Here is a 21,488-nt window from a genome sequence, read left to right as displayed (position 1 = left end):
GGTGTCGCAACTCTCGACAACGCCACCCACCACGTCTGATGCTTCCTTCTGGCAAGAACGGGCAGGTCACATCCGGACGGAGAAGCCATGATCCGACGCAGATCGCTGCTGGCCGCGGCAGGAGGCACTGTCCTCGGCAGCGCCCTGGCGACGGGCACCGCACGGGCCGACGCGACCATCACCGTCAACCCCGCCACGAAGTACGGGACTTGGGAAGGCTGGGGCACGTCGCTCGCCTGGTGGGCGAATGTGTTCGGCGCCCGGGACGACTTCGCGGACCTCTTCTTCACCACCAAGCCGGTGACGTACAACGGGACGTCGCTGCCCGGTCTTGGCCTGAACATCGCCCGCTACAACCTCGGCGCGTCCAGCTGGAACAGCGTGGGCGGCGAGAGGATGGTGGCGTCGGCGAACATCCCGGCGTACAAGCAGATCGAGGGTTACTGGCAGGACTGGAACAACGAGGACCCCACGTCCTCGGCCTGGAACTGGTCGGCGGACGCGAAGCAGCGGGCGGCGCTGACGAAGGCGGTGGCGCGCGGAGCCACGACCGAACTGTTCGCCAACTCGCCCATGTGGTGGATGTGTTCGAACCACAACCCGTCGGGCGCCTCGGGCGGCGGCAACAACCTCCAGACCTGGAACTACCGCCAGCACGCCTCGCATCTGGCCGCCGTGGCCCTGTACGCCAGGAACAACTGGGGCGTGAACTTCGCGACGGTGGACCCGTTCAACGAGCCCTCGGCGAACTGGTGGACAGCCACCGGCACGCAGGAGGGCTGCCACATGGACGCCTCGGTCCAGGCCGCCGTACTCCCGTACATGAGAAGCGAGTTGGACAAGCGCGGCCTGACGGGGATCAGGATCGCGGCCTCGGACGAGACGAACATCGACACGGCCCGCACCACCTGGGCGGCCTTCGGCTCTTCGACGAAGGCCCTGGTGAGCCAGGTGAACGTGCACGGCTACCAGGGTTCGGGGGGCCGCCGGGACCTCCTCTACACGGACGTGGTGACGACGTCCGGCAAGAAGCTGTGGAACTCGGAGACGGGCGACAAGGACGCGACAGGCCTGACCATGGCGTCGAACCTCCTCTACGACTTCCGCTGGCTGCACCCCACGGCCTGGGTGTACTGGCAGGTCATGGACCCGACGGTGGGCTGGGCGATGGTCGCCTACGACCCGAGCACCCTCCAGCCGACGACCGTCCAGACGAAGCACTACGTGATGGCCCAGTTCAGCCGCCACATCCGACCCGGCATGACGATCCTCGACACGGGCGTCAGCTACGCGGTGGCGGCGTACGACGCGAGCGCGAAGCGCCTGGTGATCGTGGCCCTGAACACGTCCACGTCGGCCCAGACCCTGACCTTCAACCTCGGCAACTTCACCACGGTGACGGGCGGCTCGGGCGGCCTGGTCCCGCGCTGGAACACGGTGACGGGTGGCGGCGGCGACCTCTACACGGCCCGCTCGGACAGGTTCCTGAGCGGCAAGACGGTGGCGGTGCCGTTCGCGGCGGGCGCGGTGCAGACGTTGCAGGTGGACGGCGTGACCATCTGAGTTGTCGAGGAGTCGTCGAGGGAGGAGTGGCCGAGGGCCCCTGCGAAGCCACTGCGCAGTCACTGCGCAGTCACTGCGGACTTCCTGAGGGGGGAGAGGCACCGGGCCGAGGTGCCTCTCCCCCTCCTCCCTCCCCTCGGAGATCCCTCTCATGGCTGCCACTCTTCTTTGTCGGGCGTCGGCAGTACGGTGATCCCATGCGCCCCGACACGCCTCCGGAAAACGTCGACCACATCGCCGAAGCGGCCCGCCTGGAGCGGACCGCCGGCCTCTACCCCGAGGACGCCGAACACCTGCTCGTGCAGGCCTCGGCCCATCTGGAACTGGCCGGCGACCGCCCCGCCGCGTCAGCCCTGTACGACCGACTGCTGCAATCCCTCGACTCCCTGGAGAACCCGCACCTCGTGCGGGCCCTGAAGGCGTCGAACCTGTGGGAGTACGGCCACGAGGCGGAGGCCCGGGCGATCATCGACGGTGTCCGCGCGGCCCGCCCGCGCGATCCGGCGCCCTGGGTGATCGTCGCGGAGTCCCTTGAGTCGCACGACGAGTTGGAGGCGGCCCAGGACACGTTCACGGAGGCGGCCCGTCTGCTGGTCCCGGACGCGCAAGAACCCCCGTACTCGACCCATCCACTCCTCTACGGCCGCCACCGCGTACGCCGGATGCTGGGCGTCGCCCACGACGAATGGGACACCCTGGCCGACACCCTCCACTCGTCGTCGGTGTCGCTGGACGAGCTTCACGACCCCAAGCGGGTCTGGTCCCTGGGCTCGGACAACCCGGCGGAGCTGCAGGCGGAGATCTCCCGGCTACGGGCGGAACTCGGCGCGTTCCGGGAGGCGTTGTCCCGCCCGTTCCCGGTGGCGGTACTGCACTGGCCGGCGGAGGAACTGACGGAGCTGGTCTCCGCGTATCCCGACCTGGCGGACGAATACCCCTCGCACGAGGAGCACCTCGCGACGATAGAGGCGTCCCTGCGGGAGCTGGCGGCCTCCGGCACGGCGAACCTGGGGATCGTCACGGGGACGGTGCCTTCCTACGAGGCGTTCGCGGCGTCGGAGCAGGCCTCGCCCGGGGAGGGGGCGCTGTTGCCGCAGTACGCGACGACGCTGGCGGCGCGGGGGTTGGCGGTGGCCTGGCCTCCGCAGCGGGGGGCGGGTTGCTGGTGCGGGTCGGGGCGGGGTTATGGGGAGTGTCACGGCAGGGTCGCAGACTAGGGCAAGTTCGAGAGTCCCCGGCTACCCGGCGGCATCTGGCACGCGCTCCCCCAGAGGGAACCCCCAGCCGCGTTATCGGGATCGCCCCGATACATCCACTATCAGGGCGACCCTCCACCTTGCGATCGCACACATCCAGACGCCGCCGGACCCGCCCTACGGGCGGACGACGCCACTTTCGAAACACGTCCTTGGGCTCTCTCAGCGGGAGCCCTGCCGAGTTTACCCATTTCCCCCAATTTTCAACATGGAGTTAAGTAGTGAACGAGGAAAATAATTCCGATTCAGGCCACCCTCAGGGGCTTCCCGAACCCGGCAGCACTGAACTAGAAGGCCTCGGCCTCTCAGCGTCACATCTCCAGCTTTATGAATTCCTGTACAGAATGCGCGAGAATCCTCCAACAATGCTGGAAATTCGCTCTCACATTGCGGAGGAAAACGGCGAAGCCCCCGCCCAAACCGATCGCAGAGTACGGGATCTGCGCGCCTACTTCCAAATCCCCGCCATTCCCGAGGGGCGTAGCCATAGATATCATCTGACCGGCTGGAATCGAGATCGACAGAACGGGCTTCGGCGGGCACTCAGCAGGCGGACCAGAGCTCAGGTACTTGCCCCACAGCGTTGTGCACAATGCGGGCGCACTCCCCTGGACCATCAAGTTGTCCTGGTGGTGGACCACAAAATTCCTCACGACTGGGGAGGGTCCGACGAATTGGAGAACTTGCAGCCCCTCTGCGATGAATGCAACTCTGGCAAGAAGGCATTCTATGGCGAATACAACAGATACGCCGACCAGATCAGAGTTGCAGCAGACCACGAGGAGCCGCATGGTCGCATCGGTGAATTGCTGAAAGCATTCCAGGGAGATTGGGTGCCAGCAGACCTCATAAGCGTCGTGGCCTCAATGAAGCAATACCAGGACGACTGGCAAAGGCGTTTGCGTGAACTGCGCACTCTGGGTTGGGAATACGAGACCAAGAGATTGAAGGATCCCGAAACCGGACGATCTCTCTCATTCTACCGACTGAGCCATTGGGAACCCTGGCCAGAAGGTGCAATCCGAACTGAAATCAAGAGGCGCGAGCGTCAGGTGAAGAAAGACTCATCATGAGCACGCAGTCAGGGTCCTCGGAAGACGCTACAGCCAATCCACAGAACAACGGCTGGACTCCACCCGAGGGGTCTTGGGCATCCTCGGCCGGCAGGCGAAGGAACATGCAAGCAATCAGGAGCCGTGACACCACTCCTGAACGCCTGATCCGACGCCTCGTCCATGCCCGAGGACTCCGCTATCGGGTAGCAGCTCGACCTCTACCCGACCTCCGGCGGACCGCCGACATGGTCTTCCGCCCAGTGAAGGTGGCTGTGTTCATCGACGGCTGCTACTGGCACGGCTGCCCCGAACACTACGTGCCGCCGAAGACCAACTCCGGCTACTGGTCAGACAAGGTCGCCCGAAACATGGCCCGCGACCGGGACACCGACCAGCGGCTGACACAGGCCGGATGGACGGTGCTCCGGTTCTGGGAGCATGAATCGTCCACAGAGTGCGCAGCACAGATCGCAACAGAGGTCACAAAGCGCCGGACCCAAGCAAGCCACGCAGGCAAACAGACGAGGTGATTACGCCTTCTCGCTTTCCCGTTCACGGGCAGCCCGTAGGACATCGGCGATCGACTCGCCAACCGCCCTGGCAACAGGGGGAGGGAAAGCATTACCTACTTGCCTGTACTGGGCAGTCTTGCCCCCCGCGAACCGCCACTCGGCTGGGAAGCCCTGGATGATCGCAGCCTGCTGGACTGTCAGCATCGGACCGTTCTCACCGAAGAGGTCACGATCCTCAGTACCCTTCTCCCGGCATGTCTTCGGATCATTGGCAACTCCCAAGCCATTGACACCCAATTGCTTCCACGCCGCCTTAGCGCGGCTGGGGCCCAGGTCCGCTCCGCCGTGCTTCTTTGAGCCACCAACCAGTGTGGGGGCAATACCTCCGCCCTTCTCCACCAGCTCATCGTGGCGCTTTCGCGCAGTATCGAGCCAGAGATCAAGCTTCTTTCGGGCCAGCTTTGCGTGCGCGCCTTTGAGATAGGGCTCATACCGGGAACGCATCGACGCTTCCAGCGCTTTCGCGACGCTGACATGATCCTCGTGGGTCGCAGCAGGCCACTCGTACTTGACATCTTTCAGGATGTCACTACGGAAGGCGACGAGGATGGCACGGGGACGAAGCTGCGGGACTCCGAAGTCGCTAGCCTCCAGAATGTCCCACGCACATACCTTGTAGCCAATTCCCTTTTCTTTGACCATCTGGCCGTCTTCGGCACGGTACCAACCGCCCTGGAGGCTCGCTTTGATCCAGTCGCGGTAGTCGTCAAACTTCGGGTCCATGATCCCGCGGACGTTCTCGATCATGACAGCCCGAGGATTGAGCTCCTTGACAAGGGTCAACATGCGCGGGAACAGGTCGCGTTCGTCATCCCTGCCAAGCTGCTTCCCGGCATGGGAAAACGGAGGGCAGGGAACGCCGCCCGCCAAGAGATCAAGCCCGCGCCGCTGAAAGACTCCAACGCTCTTCTGGAGGTGCTTGTCTCGTTTGAAGTCATTGACATCCGTCGGAGGAAGAACATCACAGTTCCGCCTCTCCCAGCCCCACTTCGGATGAGACTTGACGTTCTTCTCCAACGTCTCGGCCGCATACGAATCAATCTCTACTAGGGCGAGATGACCGAAGCCAGCCTGGTGCAACCCGATGGCCTGGCCGCCAGCGCCGGCGCAGATCTCGATCGAGGTGAACTCAGGCTCTTGAGGCTCCTCTGTCTCCTCCATGGAGTGCTCAGGTTCGTTCGTGCGGGTCATGCCCCCTCCTTACAGTCGTGCAGCGGCAGACACATCTTGCAATCCACCATCACTGAGGGTGACAGACCCCACTGACAACGAGACCAGACCCAGTGTGCAACACGCCCTACGGTTCGCTGAACGCACCCTCCGATGCGCCGAACACTCATACGATATTGCTCATGCGGAGCCCTGCGTGGACTGAAGATGAACTGGTGCTGGCCGGAGCCCTCGTCGTCAAGAACAGCTGGCGCGAGTTGCGGACCGGGGATCGAGAGGTACAGGAGCTGTCTGAGTTGCTCCGCGCGCTGCCTCTTCACGGCCCGGAGGCCCACGCGTTGGCTGGCTTCCGGTCGCCGGACAGCGTGAGCCGTAAAACCTCTGACTTCGCAACGAACTACGTTCCCTACCAAGGGAAACGCACCCGTTGCGGGGAGCCCACGCGCCTGATGATCAAGGCCTTTTCTGAGCGGGAGGCGGAGATGCTTCAGGCCGCTCAGTCGATCGAGGACGGCATCGGCACAGGCGAGCTGCAGCTCATCCCCCAACAGCCCGACGAGATCGACGAGGACGGAACCACGGCCATCGAGGGACGGCTTCTCGTCCGGAGAGCTCTCGCGCGCGAGCGGGATCCCAGGCTCCGCAAGCTGAAGATCCAGCAGTTTCGCCGTGGTGAGCGGCCTCTGCAGTGTGAGGTCTGCGACTTCGACTTCAGCCATGTCTATGGCAGCCTCGGTGACGGCTACATCGAAGTGCACCACGTCACTCCCCTCTACATCTCCGGAACCCGGGAGACCAAGCTCGACGATCTCGCGTGCCTTTGCGCGAACTGCCACCGCATGTGCCACAGGAACCGTCCCGGAGAATCCTGGCGCACACCGGACGACCTGCGGGACGAGATACGGAAGTCCGGCGAGTCCGGACCTCACTAGGCTGCATCCGCTTCGGCCTCGTAGCGCATCTGCGCCCGATCGAGCATGTCGTCCGGGTCCTGGCCACGAGCAGCAGTCCAGTGAAGCAAGTCGGCGATCAGCTCAACAGCCGACACCTCCAGCCCTGCCGCTCTCCATGCGCCCCGCAGAACTGTTCCGCTGCTGACACCCTGGTAGCCCTCCAGTACCGCAACGGCCCGTTCGATGCGCTGACATGCGCCGTCTTGGTCGAGCAAGATCTCGCACCAAACGGCCTTGCCCGCCGCCATCAGCACTGTCCCCCAGTCGGCCGCTAGGCCTCCGAGTAGGTGCAGGCCGCGACCGCACTCGTCGTGGCAGCCCTCAGCACTGAGCGAGGGGATAGCTCGGCTCTTGTCATGCACTTCTACACGCAGCCGCTCGCTCCGCCACTCAAGGATCAGCGTCGCCGCCACGCCCTCACCGACGTGCTTGATGACGTTCGTGGCCAACTCCGTGACAAGCAGTGCCACTTCGTCAGTGGCGACAGGCATCCCCCACTGTCCGAGCTGAGCAACGGCGGCTCTCCGGAGCAAGCGGACTTCCGCCGGCGCCGCCTCGAAAGGCAGGACACAACGGGGTCGGGGTTCGATGACTTCGCAGCCGAGCATGGCGACTCCTCCCTCCCAGGCCACGCACATGCTGCACCTGCCGTATCCGTACGGCTGCACTGCGTAGCGGTCTGTAGGCGAGCATGACACAGAGAACTCTCGCCATGTAACTTCTCACGAAACCTATCGAGTGAATCTGGCAGTGGACCGGCTTCCACGCTGCCTAGCCTGAGCAGGTCTCCGGGCCTGCGCCCGAGCCAGTTCGAAGGAGCTTCATGTCCGTACGCACCACGACACGACGCCGCCAACTCGGCGCGATGATGCGCAAGTTGCGCGCACGCAAGGGACTTACCCTTGAGGAAGCCGGACAGCTCGTGGGTGTGTCCAAGGCGACGGTGAGCCGGTACGAAACTCAGGCCGGGCCGGTCAAGTGGATCGTGATCGATGCCCTGTGCCGCGAGTACGGGACAACTGAGGCCGAGCGAAAGGCAGTTGTTGAGCTTGCTAAAGACGCTAAGCAGCAGGGTTGGTGGAGTTCATTTGCCGACTCCATCCCCGAGAGTATGAACCTGCTGCTCACACTTGAGGATGAAGCCGTACGGGAAGACCACTTCGCGTGCGTCTACGTGCCAGGGCTCCTCCAGACCCGCGCCTACAGCACCGCTCTCCAGAAGGCCAACGAGGTACCCCTGGAGCCGACGGAGATCGAACGGCTCGTGGATATCCGCATGAAGAGGCAGGACATCCTCACTCGCCTGAAGCCTCCGCGCCTGTGGGCAATCCTGGACGAGTCCGTGATCCGTCGAGTCGTTGGGTCGCCAGAGATCATGAAGGAGCAGCTCGATCGCCTTCTCGAAGCGAATGAGTCTCCTCACATCACGCTTCAGGTCCTGCCGTTCTCCAAGGGGGCCCATTCCGCGGCCCTGGGCAGCTTTGTGATCATCGGCGGCACGGAACCGGCACTCGACGTCGTGTACGTCGACTTCCACACGGGCTCCCTTTTCCTGGAGAAGGACGAGGAACTCGACCGATACAGACTTGCGTTCGAGTACCTCCGGGCACAAGCGTTGGACATGGAGGCTTCCTCCGCGCTGATCCATCGTGCCCGCAAGGAGCTGTAGATGCCCGACGAGTCCCCACACGCCGCCGCGCCGACCTGGTTCAAATCGTCGTACAGCGGTGGGAACGCCACCGAGTGCGTGGAAGCCTCGTTCGTTGCCTCTGGAGTACTCATACGGGACTCGAAACGGGCTGAAAGCCCCCACCTCACGATCACAGAGGAGGCGTGGATCCTCTTCGTGGCGAGCGCATAACGCGTATCTATCACAGCGTCTCGATGGTCGCCCGCCAACGAAGCCTCGGCCCGCACCATGGAGCGGGCGGGGATGATTGCGGAAGGCCGGATTCGCGAGCACATCCAGCGCGGAGGCCGCTGGCGGGACAGCATCGTCCACGTTGTCCTCGACCACGAGTGGGAGTCAACCAAGTAGTACTCGCTAGTACCCGCCACTGGACCACGACCATGGCAAGACCTCACGGCGCATCACTCAGGGAGGCATACCGTGACCAGTTCAGTCCCCTGGCAGCAACGCCTGTCCACCGGCACTGAAGGCGTCCAGAACGAGGTCGTCAGCCTCTACCAGCAGACCCGGCACAGCAAGGCCTATGTCCCCGCCATGATCTGGGGCACCCTCCAGACCGAGGCCTACGCGACCGCCATCCTCCGTAAGGTCGTCGACTTCCTCGGCATCCCCGACGATGTGCCGGCGGGCGTGGCCAAGCGTATGGAGCGCCAGCAGGTGCTGTATGACGGCGAGCACCGCTACGACGTCATCCTCGGCGAACAGGCCCTGTACACGTACGTCGGTGGGCCCGAGGTGATGCGTGAGCAGTTGGAACGCCTCCTCCGTGAGATCGACCTTCCCTCCCTCACCCTCGGCATCCTCCCCGCCACCGCCGATGTCGGCATGGTGCCCGCGCACGGCTTCAACATGTACGACGACAGTCGAGCCCACTACGAGCTTGTCTCCACCGGCGTGGACATCACCGACCCGGACGAACTCGCCCTGCACAACAAGGCGTTCGGGCTCCTCAGCAGCGCCACCTGCTACGGGGCCGACGCCAAGGAACTGATCGAAAAGGCCTTGGCCTTCTGGAGCAACGAGTAGTGCCTCGCCAACGAGGCGCACCCAGCCTCCTGGCCGTCTTCGCCCACCCCGACGACGAGTCACTGTTCGCCGGCGGCACCCTCGCCCGCCACGCAACCGCCGGTGCCCGCACCGCAGTAGTCACCGCGACCTGGGCCGCAACCACCCACCGCGCCGCCGAACTCGCCGAAGCCCTCCGCATCCTCGGCGCCGGCACCCCCCGACTCCTCGGCTACGCCGACTCCCGCGTGCCGGAGTCCGCCCCGGACAGCGCACGGTTCCTCGATGTGCCGCTCGACGAAGCGGTAGGTCAACTGGTCGCTCACATAAGGGAGTTCCGGCCAGAGATCGTGATCACCCATGACGCGTACGGCGGATTGACCGGTCACGAGGATCATGTGCACACGCACCGGGTGACCATGCTCGCCTTTCACGCGGTCGGACTTGAACGGCTCTACCCGGGCGCCGGTGAGCCCTGGCAGCCGAGTGCGCTGTACCTGGCCACGCATCCGCGCTCCGTCACGACCGCGTGGGGCGGGTACCTGCCCGCCACGGGCAAGGCCATGCTCACCGTGCCGGACGAGCAGGTCACCGCGACCGTCGACGTCGGGCCCTGGCTGGAGCAGAAGGTCGCCGCGGTGCTGGCCCACCGTTCCGAGGTGGAACGGGGAGCCGCCCCCGGGCTGATTGCCGGGCTCTCCGGCGCCGAACGGGAACTGCTGCTCTCCACCGAGTGGTACATCCGGCACAACCCTGTCTCCGCACTGACAGCACTGACAGCACTGACTGAACTCATGGCCTGAGCAGCCGTACGAAGGGCGGCGGCAATGACAGTTGCAGCAGCCGTCGGCCGCCGTCAGAAGCAGATTCGTGATCCACCGCCCCGTGACGCGGTCGAAAACCAGTGGAGCTGCGCCGCTGTGCGCCATTACCGTGCTGCCGGACCAAGTCGTCTGGGTAAGGACGTGCCGTTGTACACCGTGTGAGACCTCCCGAGTGCTGATCTGTCGCGCGTCGCGTGCATGTGCGCCGCGCTGCTTTTTGCTGCGGACTTCTCACACTGAAACCGGTGTATTTCTGTGCTCGAAAACTGGGTGGTCGCGCCCACTTGCCTGCCGCTCGTTCTCCGTCGTTGTCACGCGTGCGCGTCCGAGCGCTTCCGGGCGAACGGCAAATTTCGCGTCAACGCCAACCACAAGCTCATCGACGCCTGGCTCCTCGCGCTCTGTACCGCCTGCGGGGAAACCACGAAGCTCACGATCCTGGAGCGGATGAACGTGCGCTCCGTACGACCTGAGCTGCTGGACCGGATGCATGACAACGACCCCGTACTGGCAGCCGAGTTGCTCCAGGATCCGGTCGTACGGCGCCGTAATCGTGTCGCCCTCGACTGGGAGGACGCCTGGCGCCTCGACACCGGCGTACCGGATCACCGGGACCGTGAGGTGTTTGAGGTGATCGATGTCTCCGTCCGCTTCGAGGCGCGGATACCCGTCCGGCCGGTGCGGCTGCTCGCTGAAGGGTTCGGTCTCTCGCGGGCCGAGGTCGAGAGGCTGGTCACGGAGGGGAAGCTCGTTTCGGCGGTCCGGCTGAGCGGCAGACTCTCCGGCGACTTCACCTTCACGCTCAAGCGCTGAGCCCTCCTCGGGGTCAGGGGCCTGTCCGGCGGGATCCGCCGGACAGGCCGCCCAGCGCACGACGATCAGCGGCCCCCGTCTCCCGCTTCTCCGAGCGCCGCCACCGCCACCGCCACGCGAAAACCCGACGGTCAGAAGCCTCGGTGCACCCCGTCCGCGTCCACGGCCGCCGCGAACTCCCTGAAGTCCATGTTCGCGATCGACAGGTTGTTCTCGATGCCCCACAGCTCGCTCGCCACGACCCGGAGACAACGTCCGGGCTCCTCCCGCAGATCCACGACGAGGAGCGGGAACTCCGCCGAGGCCAGGGCCGTCGTGTCCGCCAGGACGAGGATCGGGTGCTCGTAGCCGGCCGGGAGCCTGCCTATGGCCTCCTCCGCGGTCACTCCGGTGAACCGGGGGTCGGCGACGAGTTCGACGGACGGCAGGAAGCCGTCCTCGCTCGGTGTGGCGAGGGCCCGGGTCAGGGCCTCCCACACGGCGTCACCGGCGAAGTCGGTGCGCAACACCAACGTGCCCGACGTATGCGGCAGTTGCTCAGTCATCCGCGCACAGTACTGCCGCGCTGCCACTCTGGAGTTGTGGAGTCGTGAGAGGTCCGGGAGGTCAGGTCTTCCTGACCTTGTCGTAGCGGCCCAGGAAGCGCGGGGAGCCGTTCTCCACGCGGTGGAGGAAGAGGCCGTCGACCAAGTGGAACGCGCCGGTTCCCGCATCGAATCGGATGGTCTTGGCGAGTCCCTTGTAGGTGGAGGCACGGAGTCTGCGCACCATGGCGCCCCGTTCGACCTCGACGGCGCCCAGGCCGCCCAGCGTCTGGGCGACGAAGAGCAGCGCGTCGTACGCCTCCACCGCGAAGCGCTCGACCTCGCGCACCCCGAAGCGTTTCTGGTACGCCGTCACAAAGCGTGCCGCGGCGGGTAGTTGGGCCGGGTCGACGTAGGTCGCGCTGATCAGCCAGCCCTCGGCCGCGGCACCCGCCTCCGTGAGGAACGCGGGTTGCAGGACCGGTTCCGGGGCCATGCACGGGCCCCGGAATCCGGCGCGGACCAGCGAGCGGGCGCACAGGGCGGCCCGGTGCGGGGAGGTGCCGCCGTAGACCACGGCCTCCGCGTCGGCGGCGAGCACGGCGGCGGCGACCGGGGCGAAGTCCTCGCTGTCCGCGGGGACGACATGGGTGGTGGTCGTGCCTTCGGCGGGCGGGTACGTGGACAGGCTTCTGACGATGTGCCAGCTGGTGCGGCTTGCCGCCCGGTCGTCGATGAGGGCGGTCCTGGTGCTCTTCTCGACGTGGGTGAGGTAGTGGATGAAGGGCGTCGTCAGCGCGTTCTCGTCGGGCCTGAGGTGGAAGAACGCGCGCGGGTCGGAGTCCGGCTCCAGGCCGGCGGAGACGGTCACGACGGGCAGGAGGGCCTTCTCGTAGCGGGCGAGGGAGGCCTCGGTCGCGGTGTTGCCGGTCGGGCCGATGACGGCGTACACGTCGGGGTCCGCGACGAACCTCCCGGCCACCTCCTCGGCCCGTTTCGCCTCCCCCGCGTCGTCGAGGACCCTCAGGGCCAGCTCGAAGGGACGGCCACCGGCGACACCGGAACTGCCAGAGGAACCTGAATCTGAACTGCCGGAACGTGAGCGGGAGTTGAAGTCCTCCACAGCCAGCCGCGCGCCCCGCTCCTGCGCCCGGCCGATCGTCCTGTCCGTGCCCGTCAGATCCGCGTGCACTCCGACGACGTACACCGGCAGCGATCCTGAACCCGTTGTCCCGCCCTCGTTGTCGGCTGTCGTCGGCCTGGAGGCGGCCCAGGCGGCCAGTCCGCCGCCGGTCAGGGTCACCGCGGCTGCCGAGCCCAGTGTCAGCACGCGGCGCCGGGAGGGAGAGGGCTGCTCCGGCGGCTGTACGAGAGTCGCCGGAGCGGGGTCGGGGATGGCCAGGACGGCTGCCGAGCGTTCCGCGATCAGCCGGGGCAGGGCGGGCGGCAACCAGTCGTCCGCCCGATCGGCCTCCTGGTCTCTCTCCCGGTCGCCCTCCAGTTCGCCCTCGTCGGTCAGGGCGTCCCGTATCTCCTGTGCGGTGGGCCTGGCCTGCGGGTCCTTGGCGAGGCAGGCCGTCAGCAGCGGGACCAGGGCCCGGGGCGCCGCGTCCAGGTCCGGTTCCTCGTGGACCGTACGGAAGAGGACGGCGGCCGGGGTGCCGGTGCCGAACGGGCGGCGGCCGGTCGCCGCGTACGCCAGGACACAGCCCAGCGAGAAGACGTCGCTCGGCGGGCCCATGTCACCGGTCCGCGCCTGCGCCTGCTCGGGCGAGAGGTAGCCGGGCGAGCCGATCACCACGTCGGTCGCGGTCAGCGCGGTGGCCGTGGTGGAACGCGCGATACCGAAGTCGATCAGCCGGGGGCCGTCCAGGGCGAGCAGGACGTTGTGCGGCTTGACGTCCCGGTGCACCAGGCCCGCCGCGTGCACCTCGGTGAGCGCCTCGGCCAGCCGGGCGCCCAGGACTCGTACCGTCCGGTCCGGCAGCGGGCCGTACAGCGCGACGGCGTCGGCCAGCGACGGGCCCGGTACGAAGGCGGTCGCCAGCCAGGGCTCGTGGGCCTCCGGTTCCGCCGCGGTGACCGGTACCACCCACCGTCCGGTGAGGCCGGTCGCCGCCTCGGCCTCGCGCCGGAACCGGGCCCGGAAGCCGTCGTCGGCCGCGTACTCGGCGCGGATCACCTTCAGCGCGACCAGCGCCCCGCCCGTCGAACGGGCCAGGTAGACCACGCCCATGCCGCCCGCGCCGAGCCGGCCCAGCAGCCGGTGACCGCCGACGAAGGACGGATCGCCCGGCTTGAGCGGGGGCACTCCCACCCGGCCTTCCGCGTGGCCGTCCGAGTGCGCCCCGCCCACCGCTACGCCTCGGAGGGAGCTTCGCCGAGGAAGCGGAACCGGCCGCCCTCGACCTGGTGGAGGAAGACGCCCCGGCCGGCGAACGTGCCGTCCTCCGGCTTGAAAATGAACTCCTTGGTGATGCCCTTGTAACGGCTCTTGCGGAGCAGGCCCACCAACTCCTGGCGCTTCGGCGGCTGTTCGCCCTTCGTGGCCTTCGTGGCCTTCGTGGCCTTCGTAGTCTTCGTCGCTTCCGTCGCTTCCGTCGCTTCCGTAGCCTTCACCAACTCCTGGATGACGAGGTTGACGGCGTCGTACGCCTCGGCGGCGTAGTAGCCGGGCGCCTCGCCGTAGCGCTTGCGGAAGGCGGCGGTGAAGGCCGCCGCGGCCGGTACGGCGGTGGGGTCGACGAAGGAGGAGGTCATCAGCCATCCCTCGGCGGCGTCCCCGGCCAGCTCCAGGAACGCCGGGTCGATCACGGCCTGCGAGCTGAGCCGCGGTTTGTCGAAGCCGGCGCCCGCCAGCTCCCGGGCGACCTGGGCCGCGCCCTGCGCGTAGCCGGCGTAGACGAAGGAGCCGATCCCGGCCCGCAGCATGTCGTCGACCACGGGTGCCAGGTCTTCCGTGCCCGCCGGGATCACCCGGGGGTAGGCCGGCCTGCCCAGTTGGCGCAGCACGAGGACGCTGGCCGAGGCGGTTTCCTGGGCGTACGTCTGTGCGGTCCGGTCCTGGAGGACGCCGGGGCGCGCTCTCTCCTTCTGCCCCATGAGGTAGACGCTGATCGGGAGAGCGACCGCCGCGTCACTGGGGCGGCAGTGGAGGAAGGAGCGGTACTGCGCCGTCGTCAGGATCAGCCCTCCGGCCGAGACGCACAGCAGCGGCAGCAGTGCCTCGTCGTACGCGCCGAGGACCGCGTGGGCGGTCTCGTCGTTGGTCGGGCCGAGCACGGCGAGTACGTCGGGGTCCTGGATCAGTGTCTTGGCCGCGGCGGGTGCCCGACCGGCGCTGCCCCCGTCGTCGACTGCCTTCAGGGTGAGCTCGAACGGCGTGCTGCTACGGGAGTTGAACTGCTCGACCGCCAGCCGCGCGCCCCGCTCCTGCGCCCGGCCCACCGTCCGCTGCGCACCGCTGAGATCCGCCTGCACCCCGATGGCCCAGCGGCGGGCCGCCGGTGTGCTCGGGGTGTCCTCGTCGCGCAGTGCGGCCCAGGCCGCGGTCCCGCCCGCCGCCAGGAGCACCGCCGCACCGGAGGCCAGGAGCAGCCGGCGTCGGCCGGGCGACGCCGGCTCCGCGCCCTCCGCGGCTTCGGTTGCCGCTTCGGCGACGGTCGGCTCGATGTCGGGAAGCGCCAGCATCTCGGCCGAGCGGTCCGCGATTCCGCGTACGACGTCGTCGGGCAGCCAGTCGGTCCGGCCGCCGTCGGGGACGGCGTCCTCGACCAGCAGCACCGTGCAGATCTGCTCGGCCGTGGGACGGTCCTCGGGGTCCTTCGCCAGGCACATGTGCAGCAGCGTCAGCAGTTCGCCGCTCGCCGCGTCGTCGCCGGACTCGGCACCGGACTCGGCACCGGAATCGATGCCGGCCAGGTCGGGCTCGTCGTGGACCGTCCGGTAGAGCAGGGCGTCCACCGCACCGGTGCCGAACGGCGGACGGCCGGTCACCGCGTACGCCAGCAGACAGCCCAGCGAGAAGACGTCGCTCGGCGGGCCCACCGCCGCGCCACGCGCCTCGGCCTGCTCGGGGGAGAGGAAGCCGGGTGTGCCGACGACCAGGTCGGTGGAGGTGATCGCGGTCTCGTCGGCCGCGCGGGCGATGCCGAAGTCGATCAGGCGCGGACCGTCCACGGCGAGCAGGACGTTGGCGGGCTTGACGTCACGGTGGACCAGCCCGGCCGCGTGCACCTCGCGGAGCGCCATGGCGAGCATCCGGCCGAGGATGCGCACGCTCCGGGCAGGCAGCGGACCATGACGTACGACTGCCTCCCCGAGCGAGGGTCCGGGCACGAAGGCGGTGGCCAGCCAGGGTGCCGCCGCGTCCGGGTCCGCGCCGGTGACCGGGACCGCCCAGGGGCTGGTCACCCGGCGGGCCGCCTCGACCTCACGGCGGAAGCGGGCGCGGAAGTCCGGCTCGTCCGCGTACTCGGCCTGGATCACCTTGACGGCGGCCAGTGCCCCGGCCTCCGTACGCCCGAGGTAGACCACGCCCATGCCGCCCGCGCCGAGGCGGGCCAGCAGCCGGTGACCGCCGATCGAGGAGGGGTCGGTGGGAAGTAGACGCCCGCTCATTTCGTCACCCCGAGTTCGGTCTCCAGGCCGCTCAGCATCTGGCTCATACCCGGAACCAGGGCGGCACTGACCTCTTCCGGGGTCCGGCCGTCGGCGCCCCTGCCGACGGCGGCCACGGTGACCTGGCCCAGCCGGCTCTGCAACCAGTAGTAGTAGTGGGGGCCGCCGAGGTCGTCGCTGTAGTACTCGCCGCCTTCCGCGAGCGAGTCCTCGGAGGTGAGGTTGCCCATCTGGCCGAACGCCGAGCCCTGGGAGATCAGTCCGGTGATCCGCTCGCCCTGGCGCAGCTGCTGGTCGGGACAGCGCAGCGCCTCTTCGAGGGTCCCGGCCATCTCCCAGGCGGCGTCCGTGACGGTCCGGTGCACGGTGACGACGGCGGCGACGCGGATCGGCCCCTTCCCGTCCTCGGCGGGCAGTTCGCTGTAGCGGGTGAGGGTCGCGAGGACCGTCGCGGGCAAGGGCTCGCGCTGCCAGACGCAGTTCGCGTCGAGCGCGGGCAGGAAACCGGGGTCGCTCTCGTACGGGTCGCGTTTCACGAAGCCGGGGCCCCAGTCGACGGGCGCCGCCGCGACGGCGCGGGCCAGGCGTAGGGCCACTGCGCGGGTCTTCGGTACGCGGGCGGGGTCGTGGGTGAAGGCCACACTCGGAGTGCCGGCGGTCGGGCTCGTGCTCGGGCTCGGATTCGGGTCGGGGTTCGACGTCGGGCTGGAGCGGGTGTCACCGCTCGTCGTCGAGTCCGCGGACCCGGCCGCTCCGTCCCCTCCCGACCCCGACCCCGAGCCAGAACAGCCGGCCACTAACAGTCCGACGCCCAGGAAGGCGCCGCAGCACCGCCCCAACGGTCTCCGGAACACCGCCAACTCCCCCCATCCGCACCTGTGTTCCCCCGTTGGGAGCGTAGCGACTATGCCGAGGGGACACTACGAACATGTCGGAGTCCGTCGCCCTTCCCTCCGCCGTCCTACGCCCCGAGAAACCCCCGCACCGCCTCCGCCACCGTCAACCATCCTCGAAGTCGGCGGAGTTGATCGGCGTACTCATCGGACAGGGCCCGGCCACCCCGCCCGGCCGGGCACCCAGGATCACGGGTTAGCCTCGCCCGTAGTACACGACTGATGTACGACCGATCCAGCGGAGGCAGGCCACCATGGCGAAGACGACCAAGGTTCCTACGGCGCTCGTGGCCGCCACCGGCCTCGTCGGCGGGTACGCCGTCGCCCGCTGGAGCCGGAACCGGCAGCTCGGCGGGACCGTACTGGCCGTCGCGGGGACCGTCGCCGCCCAGCGGTGGCACGAGCAGGCGGGCGTGACGGCCGCCGGGGCGCTGACCGTCGCGTACGTCGGCGCCTTCGCCGGGTCGCACCCGCTCGCCAAGAAGGTGGGCGCCTGGCCGGCGGTGTTCGGGGTTGCTGGGGCCGTGGCCCTCGCGTCCTGGGCCGTCGCCGACCGACACTAGGCGCTCCGCGGGGGTGCCGTGGAGGGGTCGTCGGTTTGCTGCGGCGCCGTCGTGGCTTGTCGCGCAGTTCCCCGCGCCCCTTTGGGAGGGGCCTGCGGCCCTCCCAAAGGGGCGCTCAGCCGGTGGTTTGGAACGCCCTGCGGTACGCGTGCGGGCTCGTCCCGACCACCCTCTTGAAACGGTCCCGGAATGCCGTCGGCGACCCGAACCCCGTTTGGGCGGCGATCCGTTCGACCGGGTAGGTCGTCGTCTCCAGCAGGTACTGCGCCCGCCGCACCCGCGCCCGGTGCAGCCACTGCAGGGGGGTCGTGCCCGTCTGTTCGCGGAAACGGCGGTTCAGGGTACGGGTGCTCATGCCGGCCCGCGTCGCGATGTCGGCCAGCGTCAGGTCCTCGCGGTCCGCGTGCTCCTCCAGCCAGCGCAGTACCGGTTCCATCGTCGCGCCCGCCGGGGCCGGTGGCTGGGCCTGGACGATGAACTGGGCCTGCCCGCCCTCCCGTTCGAGGGGCATGACGCACATCCGGGCCGCGTGCGCGGCGACCGCCGAGCCGTGGTCGTCTCGGATCATGTGCAGACACATGTCCAGGGCCGCCGCCGCGCCCGCCGAGGTGAGGAACTGGCCGTTGTCGACGTACAGGACGTTCGGATCGACGGTCACCTTCGGGTACATGGCCGCGAGGTCCTGGGCGGCGATCCAGTGCGTGGTCGCACGCAGACCGTCCAGCAGGCCCGTCGCCGCGAAGAGGAACGCCCCGACGCAGATCGAGGCGATCCGCGTCCCGTTCGCCGCCGCCTCGCACAGTGCCTGGGCCACACCCGGCGGCAACGGCAGGGTCGGATCGGCGGTGCCCGGCAGGACGATCGTGTCGGCGTCCGCCAGCGCGTCGAGGCCGTACGGCGCGCGCACACTGAACGGCCCGGCGCTCACCTCGTCGGCGACCGAGCAGACCCGTACCCGGTAGGCCTCCCGCCCGTCCGGGAGGCGCGCCCACCCGAAGGCGTCGATCGGCGCGGAGAGATCGAACGGGATGACCCCCTCAAGGGCCAGTACGGCCACGGTGTGCATGGCGAGATCCTAGGCATACGGTCGGTTACAGCCAAGGCCTGGAGCCAGGGGTCGGAGGAGGGGATCACACGGGGACTGCCAGGTGAAGGCGCCTGGCGAGAATCCGTTGGACCCTGGCAAAAGCGCCACTTCTGCGCTCCCCTCCCCCACCCCTACCGTCACCCCGTGACCAAGTTCCTCCTCGCCGTCCACGTCCTGGCCGCGATCATCGCCGTCGGCCCCGTCACCGTCGCGGCCAGCATGTTCCCGCCCGGCGCCCGCAGGGCACTCGCGGCGCCCGACGATCCCCGGGCGCTGGAGACCGTACGGCTCCTGCACCGGATCTGCCGGGTGTACGCCGGGATCGGGATCGCCGTACCCCTCTTCGGGATCGCCACGGCGACCAGCATGGGGGTGATGGGCGACGCCTGGCTGATCGTCTCCATGGCGCTGACCGTGGCGGCGGCGATCGTCCTGGTGGTGCTGGTGCTGCCCCGCCAGGAGACGGTCATCGAAGGCGCCGCGAACGGCGCCGACCGGGCGACGACCGTTCAACTCGCCATGTTCACCGGCGTCTTCAACCTCCTGTGGGCCACCGTGACGGTCCTGATGATCGTCCGCCCCGGCTCCACCACAGGAGCCTGACCCACCGCGCCGCCTCGCCGCCTTGTCACCACCGCTCCCGGGGCGTCCCCAGGCCTCCTCCGGCCTCACCGCCGACGGACCGGCAGGCCGACACCAGGCCCTCGGTCGACTCCTCCTCCACCCGGAACGTCCGCCCCACCCCTGCCGCGACCAGCACCCCCGCCGCGATCACCAGCGTGAAGAAGGCCCAGGTCAGGGGCCAGGCGTTGGCGAAGCCGTCGGGCGGTCCTGGATGGGTGCGCAGGGAGACGTACATGAGCACCGCCGGAGGGACCGCGATCAGGAGCAGCGGCCAGCCCCGGCTGTCGCGGTGGCCGAAGTAGGCGGCCAGGAGCAGCAGGACGACGCCCAGGGCGACGACCCCGACGCCCGTCACCGGGGTCGTCTCGTCGATAGAGCCCGCGCTCTCGACGCGGTTGCGCAGATCCCAGGGGACGCAGACGACGTACGACGCCGAAGCGACGGCCGCGCCGAGTGCGCGCGTCAGCCAGCGCTCGGCCCAGGGACGGTCCCGCAGCGGCCCGAGCAGCTTCCCGGTGGTGCTGTTCCCAGTCATCTCGGTCATACGTACGAGGGTCACCTGTCCGGAGGCGGTCCGACAGAGTACGCGTACTCAGATGCCGGTACTCAGCTGCGGGTACTCAAGCGCGCGTTCGACCGCCTACTCGAGCGCGCACCCGACCATGGGCTCGACCATGGACTCGACCGTGGGCTACACCCCCACCGCCCGCGACACCACGTAGATCAGCAGCCCCGCCAGTGAGCCGACCACCGTGCCGTTGATACGGATGAACTGGAGGTCGCGGCCGATGTGCGCCTCGATCTTCTTCGTCGTGTGCTCGGCGTCCCAGCCCGCGACCGTGTCCGTGATCAGGGAGGTGATCTCGCCCTGGTAGGTCGTCACGACGTACACCGCCGCGCCCTCCACCCAGCCGTCCACCTTGTTCTGGAGTTTGGAGTCGACGGCCATCCGGGACCCCAGTGACAGCAGCGACGCCCGTACGCGCAGCCGCAGTTCGCTGCGCTCGTCCTCCGCCGCCGAGACGATCATCGAGCGTACGGCCGTCCAGGCGGACGCGATCAGGTCCTGGACCTCGCCGCGCCCCAGGACCTCGGTCTTCAGCCGCTCGACACGCGCGCGTGTGTCCGTGTCGGACTGGAGGTCGGAGGCGAAGTCGGTGAGGAAGCGGTCCAGAGCCCCGCGCGCCGGGTGGGAGGGGGCGTCGCGCATCTCGGTGACGAAGCGCAGCAGCTCCTTGTAGACGCGCTCGCCGACCTTCTTGTCGACGAACTTGGGCGTCCAGCCGGGCGCGCCGCCCTGCACGGCGCCCATGACCTCCTCCTCGTGCGCGACGAGCCAGTCGTGGGCTCGTACGCAGACCAGGTCGACGACCCGCTTGTGGCCGCCGTCCACGACCACCTTCTCCAGCATCTTGCCGATGCCGGGCGCGATCTCCTGGGCGTCCGCCCGCCGGGTGATGGCCTCGCCGACGACCGCCTGGACGTCGGAGTCGCGCAGGACGGTGAGCGCCCCGCGCAGGGCCGCAGACAGCTCCGCCGTGACCCGGTCCGCGTGCTCCGGCTCGGCGAGCCACGTACCGAGGCGGCTGCCGATGCCCACGGCCCGCAGCCGCTGCCGTACGACATCCTGGGAGAGGAAGTTCTCGCCGACGAACTCACCCAGAGAGACGCCCAGTTGGTCCTTCTTGGTGGGGATGATCGCGGTGTGCGGGATGGGCAGGCCGAGGGGATGGCGGAAGAGGGCGGTGACCGCGAACCAGTCGGCCAGCGCGCCGACCATGCCCGCCTCGGCCGCCGCGGCGACATACCCCGTCCAGGCACCGGCGCCCTGCTCACCGGCCCACTTGGCGAGGACGTACACGACGGCGACGAAGAGCAGCAGCCCGGTCGCCGTCAGTTTCATCCGGCGCACCCCGCGCCGGCGCTCCTCGTCGGCTGGGCTGAAGGAGGTCATGGCGCGGCCCGGGACCGCACCGGCGGCGGCGCGGGGCGCCGCACGGGTCCGCTGCCGCCCGTAGGTCCCCTCGGCCCCCGCTGCCTCCTCGGGCCCTTCGGAACCGCCCTCTGATGCCGTTTTCGTCCGTTCCATTCGCTCCACCGTTCAGTGATCCCTCACACATTGTCCCTTCCTGACCGACTCCCGGAACGGAACAAGAGTTCCCTGCGTATACCCGGAAGGAGCCGATCCGAAGGATTGGGCCGGCTCGCACAGGCCCATCCCGCATCATGGGCCCAGCCCACCGGAGCCCCACGCTCCCCGCCGTACGAGGAGTCAC

At 68.4% G+C, this 21,488-nt stretch carries 22 protein-coding genes; 13 read left to right on the top strand and 9 right to left on the bottom strand.

Features of this window, described 5'->3' with window-relative positions; translation table 11 throughout:
* Window positions 1–87: 87 nt before the first annotated feature.
* The 4 genes from IEY89_RS15100 (at window position 88) to IEY89_RS15085 (ending at window position 4,404) form a co-directional block, all read left to right on the top strand.
* On the top strand, window positions 88–1,563 hold the full coding sequence (locus IEY89_RS15100) for a glycoside hydrolase (RefSeq protein ID WP_189147884.1): 1,476 nt from the start codon (window positions 88–90) through the stop codon (window positions 1,561–1,563).
* 197 nt (window positions 1,564–1,760) lie between these two features.
* Window positions 1,761–2,780 (top strand): SEC-C domain-containing protein, encoded by a 1,020-nt coding sequence (locus IEY89_RS15095; protein ID WP_189147883.1) that lies wholly within the window; start codon window positions 1,761–1,763, stop codon window positions 2,778–2,780.
* Window positions 2,781–3,040: 260 nt separating this feature from the next.
* Window positions 3,041–3,892 carry an HNH endonuclease gene (locus IEY89_RS15090; protein ID WP_189147882.1) on the top strand — a complete coding sequence of 284 codons (852 nt, stop codon included), beginning with the start codon at window positions 3,041–3,043 and terminating at the stop codon, window positions 3,890–3,892.
* Window positions 3,889–4,404: a very short patch repair endonuclease gene (locus IEY89_RS15085; protein ID WP_189147881.1), complete on the top strand. Its 516-nt coding sequence runs from the start codon at window positions 3,889–3,891 to the stop codon at window positions 4,402–4,404. Before IEY89_RS15090 ends, IEY89_RS15085 begins: the two co-directional genes overlap by 4 nt.
* On the opposite strand, the gene IEY89_RS15080 is transcribed toward IEY89_RS15085, so the two are convergent.
* Complete coding sequence (locus IEY89_RS15080) at window positions 4,405–5,637, bottom strand: DNA cytosine methyltransferase (RefSeq protein WP_229695235.1); 1,233 nt, start codon at window positions 5,635–5,637, stop codon at window positions 4,405–4,407.
* A 161-nt stretch (window positions 5,638–5,798) separates the two neighbouring features.
* Between IEY89_RS15080 and IEY89_RS15075 the strand changes: the two genes are divergently transcribed.
* The gene (locus IEY89_RS15075; RefSeq protein ID WP_189147880.1) at window positions 5,799–6,548 is read left to right on the top strand and encodes an HNH endonuclease; all 750 of its coding nucleotides are present in this window, start codon (window positions 5,799–5,801) and stop codon (window positions 6,546–6,548) included.
* Here the strand turns inward: IEY89_RS15075 and IEY89_RS15070 are convergent.
* Window positions 6,545–7,177 (bottom strand): ATP-binding protein, encoded by a 633-nt coding sequence (locus tag IEY89_RS15070; RefSeq protein WP_189147879.1) that lies wholly within the window; start codon window positions 7,175–7,177, stop codon window positions 6,545–6,547. The genes IEY89_RS15075 and IEY89_RS15070 overlap by 4 nt on opposite strands.
* Before the next feature lie 215 nt (window positions 7,178–7,392).
* On the opposite strand from IEY89_RS15070, the gene IEY89_RS15065 reads away from it, so the two are divergent.
* The 5 genes from IEY89_RS15065 to IEY89_RS15045 all read left to right on the top strand — a co-directional run bounded on the left by IEY89_RS15065 (window position 7,393) and on the right by IEY89_RS15045 (window position 10,901).
* Window positions 7,393–8,238, top strand: a complete 846-nt coding sequence (locus tag IEY89_RS15065; protein ID WP_189147878.1) for a helix-turn-helix domain-containing protein — start codon at window positions 7,393–7,395, stop codon at window positions 8,236–8,238.
* Window positions 8,239–8,430: a DUF397 domain-containing protein gene (locus IEY89_RS15060; RefSeq protein ID WP_189147877.1), complete on the top strand. Its 192-nt coding sequence runs from the start codon at window positions 8,239–8,241 to the stop codon at window positions 8,428–8,430.
* A 249-nt stretch (window positions 8,431–8,679) separates the two neighbouring features.
* Entirely contained in the window at window positions 8,680–9,285 is a 606-nt protein-coding gene (locus IEY89_RS15055; protein ID WP_189147876.1) for a DUF5753 domain-containing protein, read from the top strand.
* Window positions 9,285–10,067 (top strand): PIG-L deacetylase family protein, encoded by a 783-nt coding sequence (locus IEY89_RS15050; protein WP_189147875.1) that lies wholly within the window; start codon window positions 9,285–9,287, stop codon window positions 10,065–10,067. The genes IEY89_RS15055 and IEY89_RS15050 overlap by 1 nt, the downstream gene beginning before the upstream one ends.
* Window positions 10,068–10,343: 276 nt before the next feature.
* On the top strand, window positions 10,344–10,901 hold the full coding sequence (locus IEY89_RS15045) for a DUF1062 domain-containing protein (protein WP_189147874.1): 558 nt from the start codon (window positions 10,344–10,346) through the stop codon (window positions 10,899–10,901).
* A gap of 131 nt (window positions 10,902–11,032) precedes the next feature.
* On the opposite strand, the gene IEY89_RS15040 is transcribed toward IEY89_RS15045, so the two are convergent.
* From IEY89_RS15040 to IEY89_RS15025, 4 genes are all read right to left on the bottom strand, one after another.
* Window positions 11,033–11,446, bottom strand: a complete 414-nt coding sequence (locus IEY89_RS15040) for a DUF6924 domain-containing protein (RefSeq protein WP_189147873.1) — start codon at window positions 11,444–11,446, stop codon at window positions 11,033–11,035.
* A 61-nt stretch (window positions 11,447–11,507) separates the two neighbouring features.
* The gene (locus IEY89_RS15035; RefSeq protein WP_189147959.1) at window positions 11,508–13,736 is read right to left on the bottom strand and encodes a bifunctional serine/threonine-protein kinase/ABC transporter substrate-binding protein; all 2,229 of its coding nucleotides are present in this window, start codon (window positions 13,734–13,736) and stop codon (window positions 11,508–11,510) included.
* Window positions 13,737–13,783: 47 nt separating this feature from the next.
* Complete coding sequence (locus tag IEY89_RS15030) at window positions 13,784–16,045, bottom strand: bifunctional serine/threonine-protein kinase/ABC transporter substrate-binding protein (protein WP_189147872.1); 2,262 nt, start codon at window positions 16,043–16,045, stop codon at window positions 13,784–13,786.
* Window positions 16,042–16,686: a hypothetical protein gene (locus IEY89_RS15025; protein WP_229695234.1), complete on the bottom strand. Its 645-nt coding sequence runs from the start codon at window positions 16,684–16,686 to the stop codon at window positions 16,042–16,044. Before IEY89_RS15025 ends, IEY89_RS15030 begins: the two co-directional genes overlap by 4 nt.
* Before the next feature lie 287 nt (window positions 16,687–16,973).
* On the opposite strand from IEY89_RS15025, the gene IEY89_RS15020 reads away from it, so the two are divergent.
* Complete coding sequence (locus tag IEY89_RS15020) at window positions 16,974–17,138, top strand: hypothetical protein (protein ID WP_189147871.1); 165 nt, start codon at window positions 16,974–16,976, stop codon at window positions 17,136–17,138.
* Between the two features lie 54 nt (window positions 17,139–17,192).
* A complete protein-coding gene (locus IEY89_RS15015; protein WP_189147870.1) occupies window positions 17,193–17,501 on the top strand; it encodes a hypothetical protein in 309 nt (102 codons plus the stop codon).
* A 115-nt stretch (window positions 17,502–17,616) separates the two neighbouring features.
* Here IEY89_RS15015 and IEY89_RS15010 read toward each other — a convergent pair whose 3' ends face one another.
* Complete coding sequence (locus tag IEY89_RS15010; protein ID WP_189147869.1) at window positions 17,617–18,567, bottom strand: GlxA family transcriptional regulator; 951 nt, start codon at window positions 18,565–18,567, stop codon at window positions 17,617–17,619.
* Window positions 18,568–18,732: 165 nt separating this feature from the next.
* On the opposite strand from IEY89_RS15010, the gene IEY89_RS15005 reads away from it, so the two are divergent.
* Complete coding sequence (locus IEY89_RS15005) at window positions 18,733–19,191, top strand: hypothetical protein (RefSeq protein ID WP_189147868.1); 459 nt, start codon at window positions 18,733–18,735, stop codon at window positions 19,189–19,191.
* Window positions 19,192–19,216: 25 nt separating this feature from the next.
* Here IEY89_RS15005 and IEY89_RS15000 read toward each other — a convergent pair whose 3' ends face one another.
* Both IEY89_RS15000 and IEY89_RS14995 read right to left on the bottom strand, forming a co-directional pair.
* Window positions 19,217–19,756 (bottom strand): hypothetical protein, encoded by a 540-nt coding sequence (locus IEY89_RS15000; protein WP_189147867.1) that lies wholly within the window; start codon window positions 19,754–19,756, stop codon window positions 19,217–19,219.
* A 147-nt stretch (window positions 19,757–19,903) separates the two neighbouring features.
* Window positions 19,904–21,301: a DUF445 domain-containing protein gene (locus tag IEY89_RS14995; protein ID WP_189147866.1), complete on the bottom strand. Its 1,398-nt coding sequence runs from the start codon at window positions 21,299–21,301 to the stop codon at window positions 19,904–19,906.
* Between the last annotated feature and the right edge of the window lie 187 nt (window positions 21,302–21,488).

Source organism: Streptomyces lacrimifluminis, assembly GCF_014646095.1.
In the GTDB taxonomy this organism is placed as follows: domain Bacteria; phylum Actinomycetota; class Actinomycetes; order Streptomycetales; family Streptomycetaceae; genus Streptomyces; species Streptomyces lacrimifluminis.
This window is presented reverse-complemented; position numbering and strand designations above follow the sequence as displayed.

Excerpts from the sequence above, each read along its gene's own strand:
- IEY89_RS15060 (WP_189147877.1), top strand. The coding sequence starts at position 8,239 with ATGCCCGACGAGTCCCCACACGCCGCCGCGCCGACCTGGTTCAAATCG.
- IEY89_RS15020 (WP_189147871.1), top strand. The coding sequence starts at position 16,974 with ATGTCGGAGTCCGTCGCCCTTCCCTCCGCCGTCCTACGCCCCGAGAAA.
- IEY89_RS15015 (WP_189147870.1), top strand. The coding sequence starts at position 17,193 with ATGGCGAAGACGACCAAGGTTCCTACGGCGCTCGTGGCCGCCACCGGC.
- IEY89_RS15085 (WP_189147881.1), top strand. The coding sequence starts at position 3,889 with ATGAGCACGCAGTCAGGGTCCTCGGAAGACGCTACAGCCAATCCACAG.
- IEY89_RS15080 (WP_229695235.1), bottom strand. The coding sequence starts at position 5,637 with ATGACCCGCACGAACGAACCTGAGCACTCCATGGAGGAGACAGAGGAG.
- IEY89_RS14995 (WP_189147866.1), bottom strand. The coding sequence starts at position 21,301 with ATGGAACGGACGAAAACGGCATCAGAGGGCGGTTCCGAAGGGCCCGAG.
- IEY89_RS15100 (WP_189147884.1), top strand. The coding sequence starts at position 88 with ATGATCCGACGCAGATCGCTGCTGGCCGCGGCAGGAGGCACTGTCCTC.
- IEY89_RS15040 (WP_189147873.1), bottom strand. The coding sequence starts at position 11,446 with ATGACTGAGCAACTGCCGCATACGTCGGGCACGTTGGTGTTGCGCACC.
- IEY89_RS15095 (WP_189147883.1), top strand. The coding sequence starts at position 1,761 with ATGCGCCCCGACACGCCTCCGGAAAACGTCGACCACATCGCCGAAGCG.
- IEY89_RS15000 (WP_189147867.1), bottom strand. The coding sequence starts at position 19,756 with ATGACCGAGATGACTGGGAACAGCACCACCGGGAAGCTGCTCGGGCCG.
- IEY89_RS15065 (WP_189147878.1), top strand. The coding sequence starts at position 7,393 with ATGTCCGTACGCACCACGACACGACGCCGCCAACTCGGCGCGATGATG.
- IEY89_RS15010 (WP_189147869.1), bottom strand. The coding sequence starts at position 18,567 with ATGCACACCGTGGCCGTACTGGCCCTTGAGGGGGTCATCCCGTTCGAT.
- IEY89_RS15075 (WP_189147880.1), top strand. The coding sequence starts at position 5,799 with ATGCGGAGCCCTGCGTGGACTGAAGATGAACTGGTGCTGGCCGGAGCC.
- IEY89_RS15030 (WP_189147872.1), bottom strand. The coding sequence starts at position 16,045 with ATGAGCGGGCGTCTACTTCCCACCGACCCCTCCTCGATCGGCGGTCAC.
- IEY89_RS15070 (WP_189147879.1), bottom strand. The coding sequence starts at position 7,177 with ATGCTCGGCTGCGAAGTCATCGAACCCCGACCCCGTTGTGTCCTGCCT.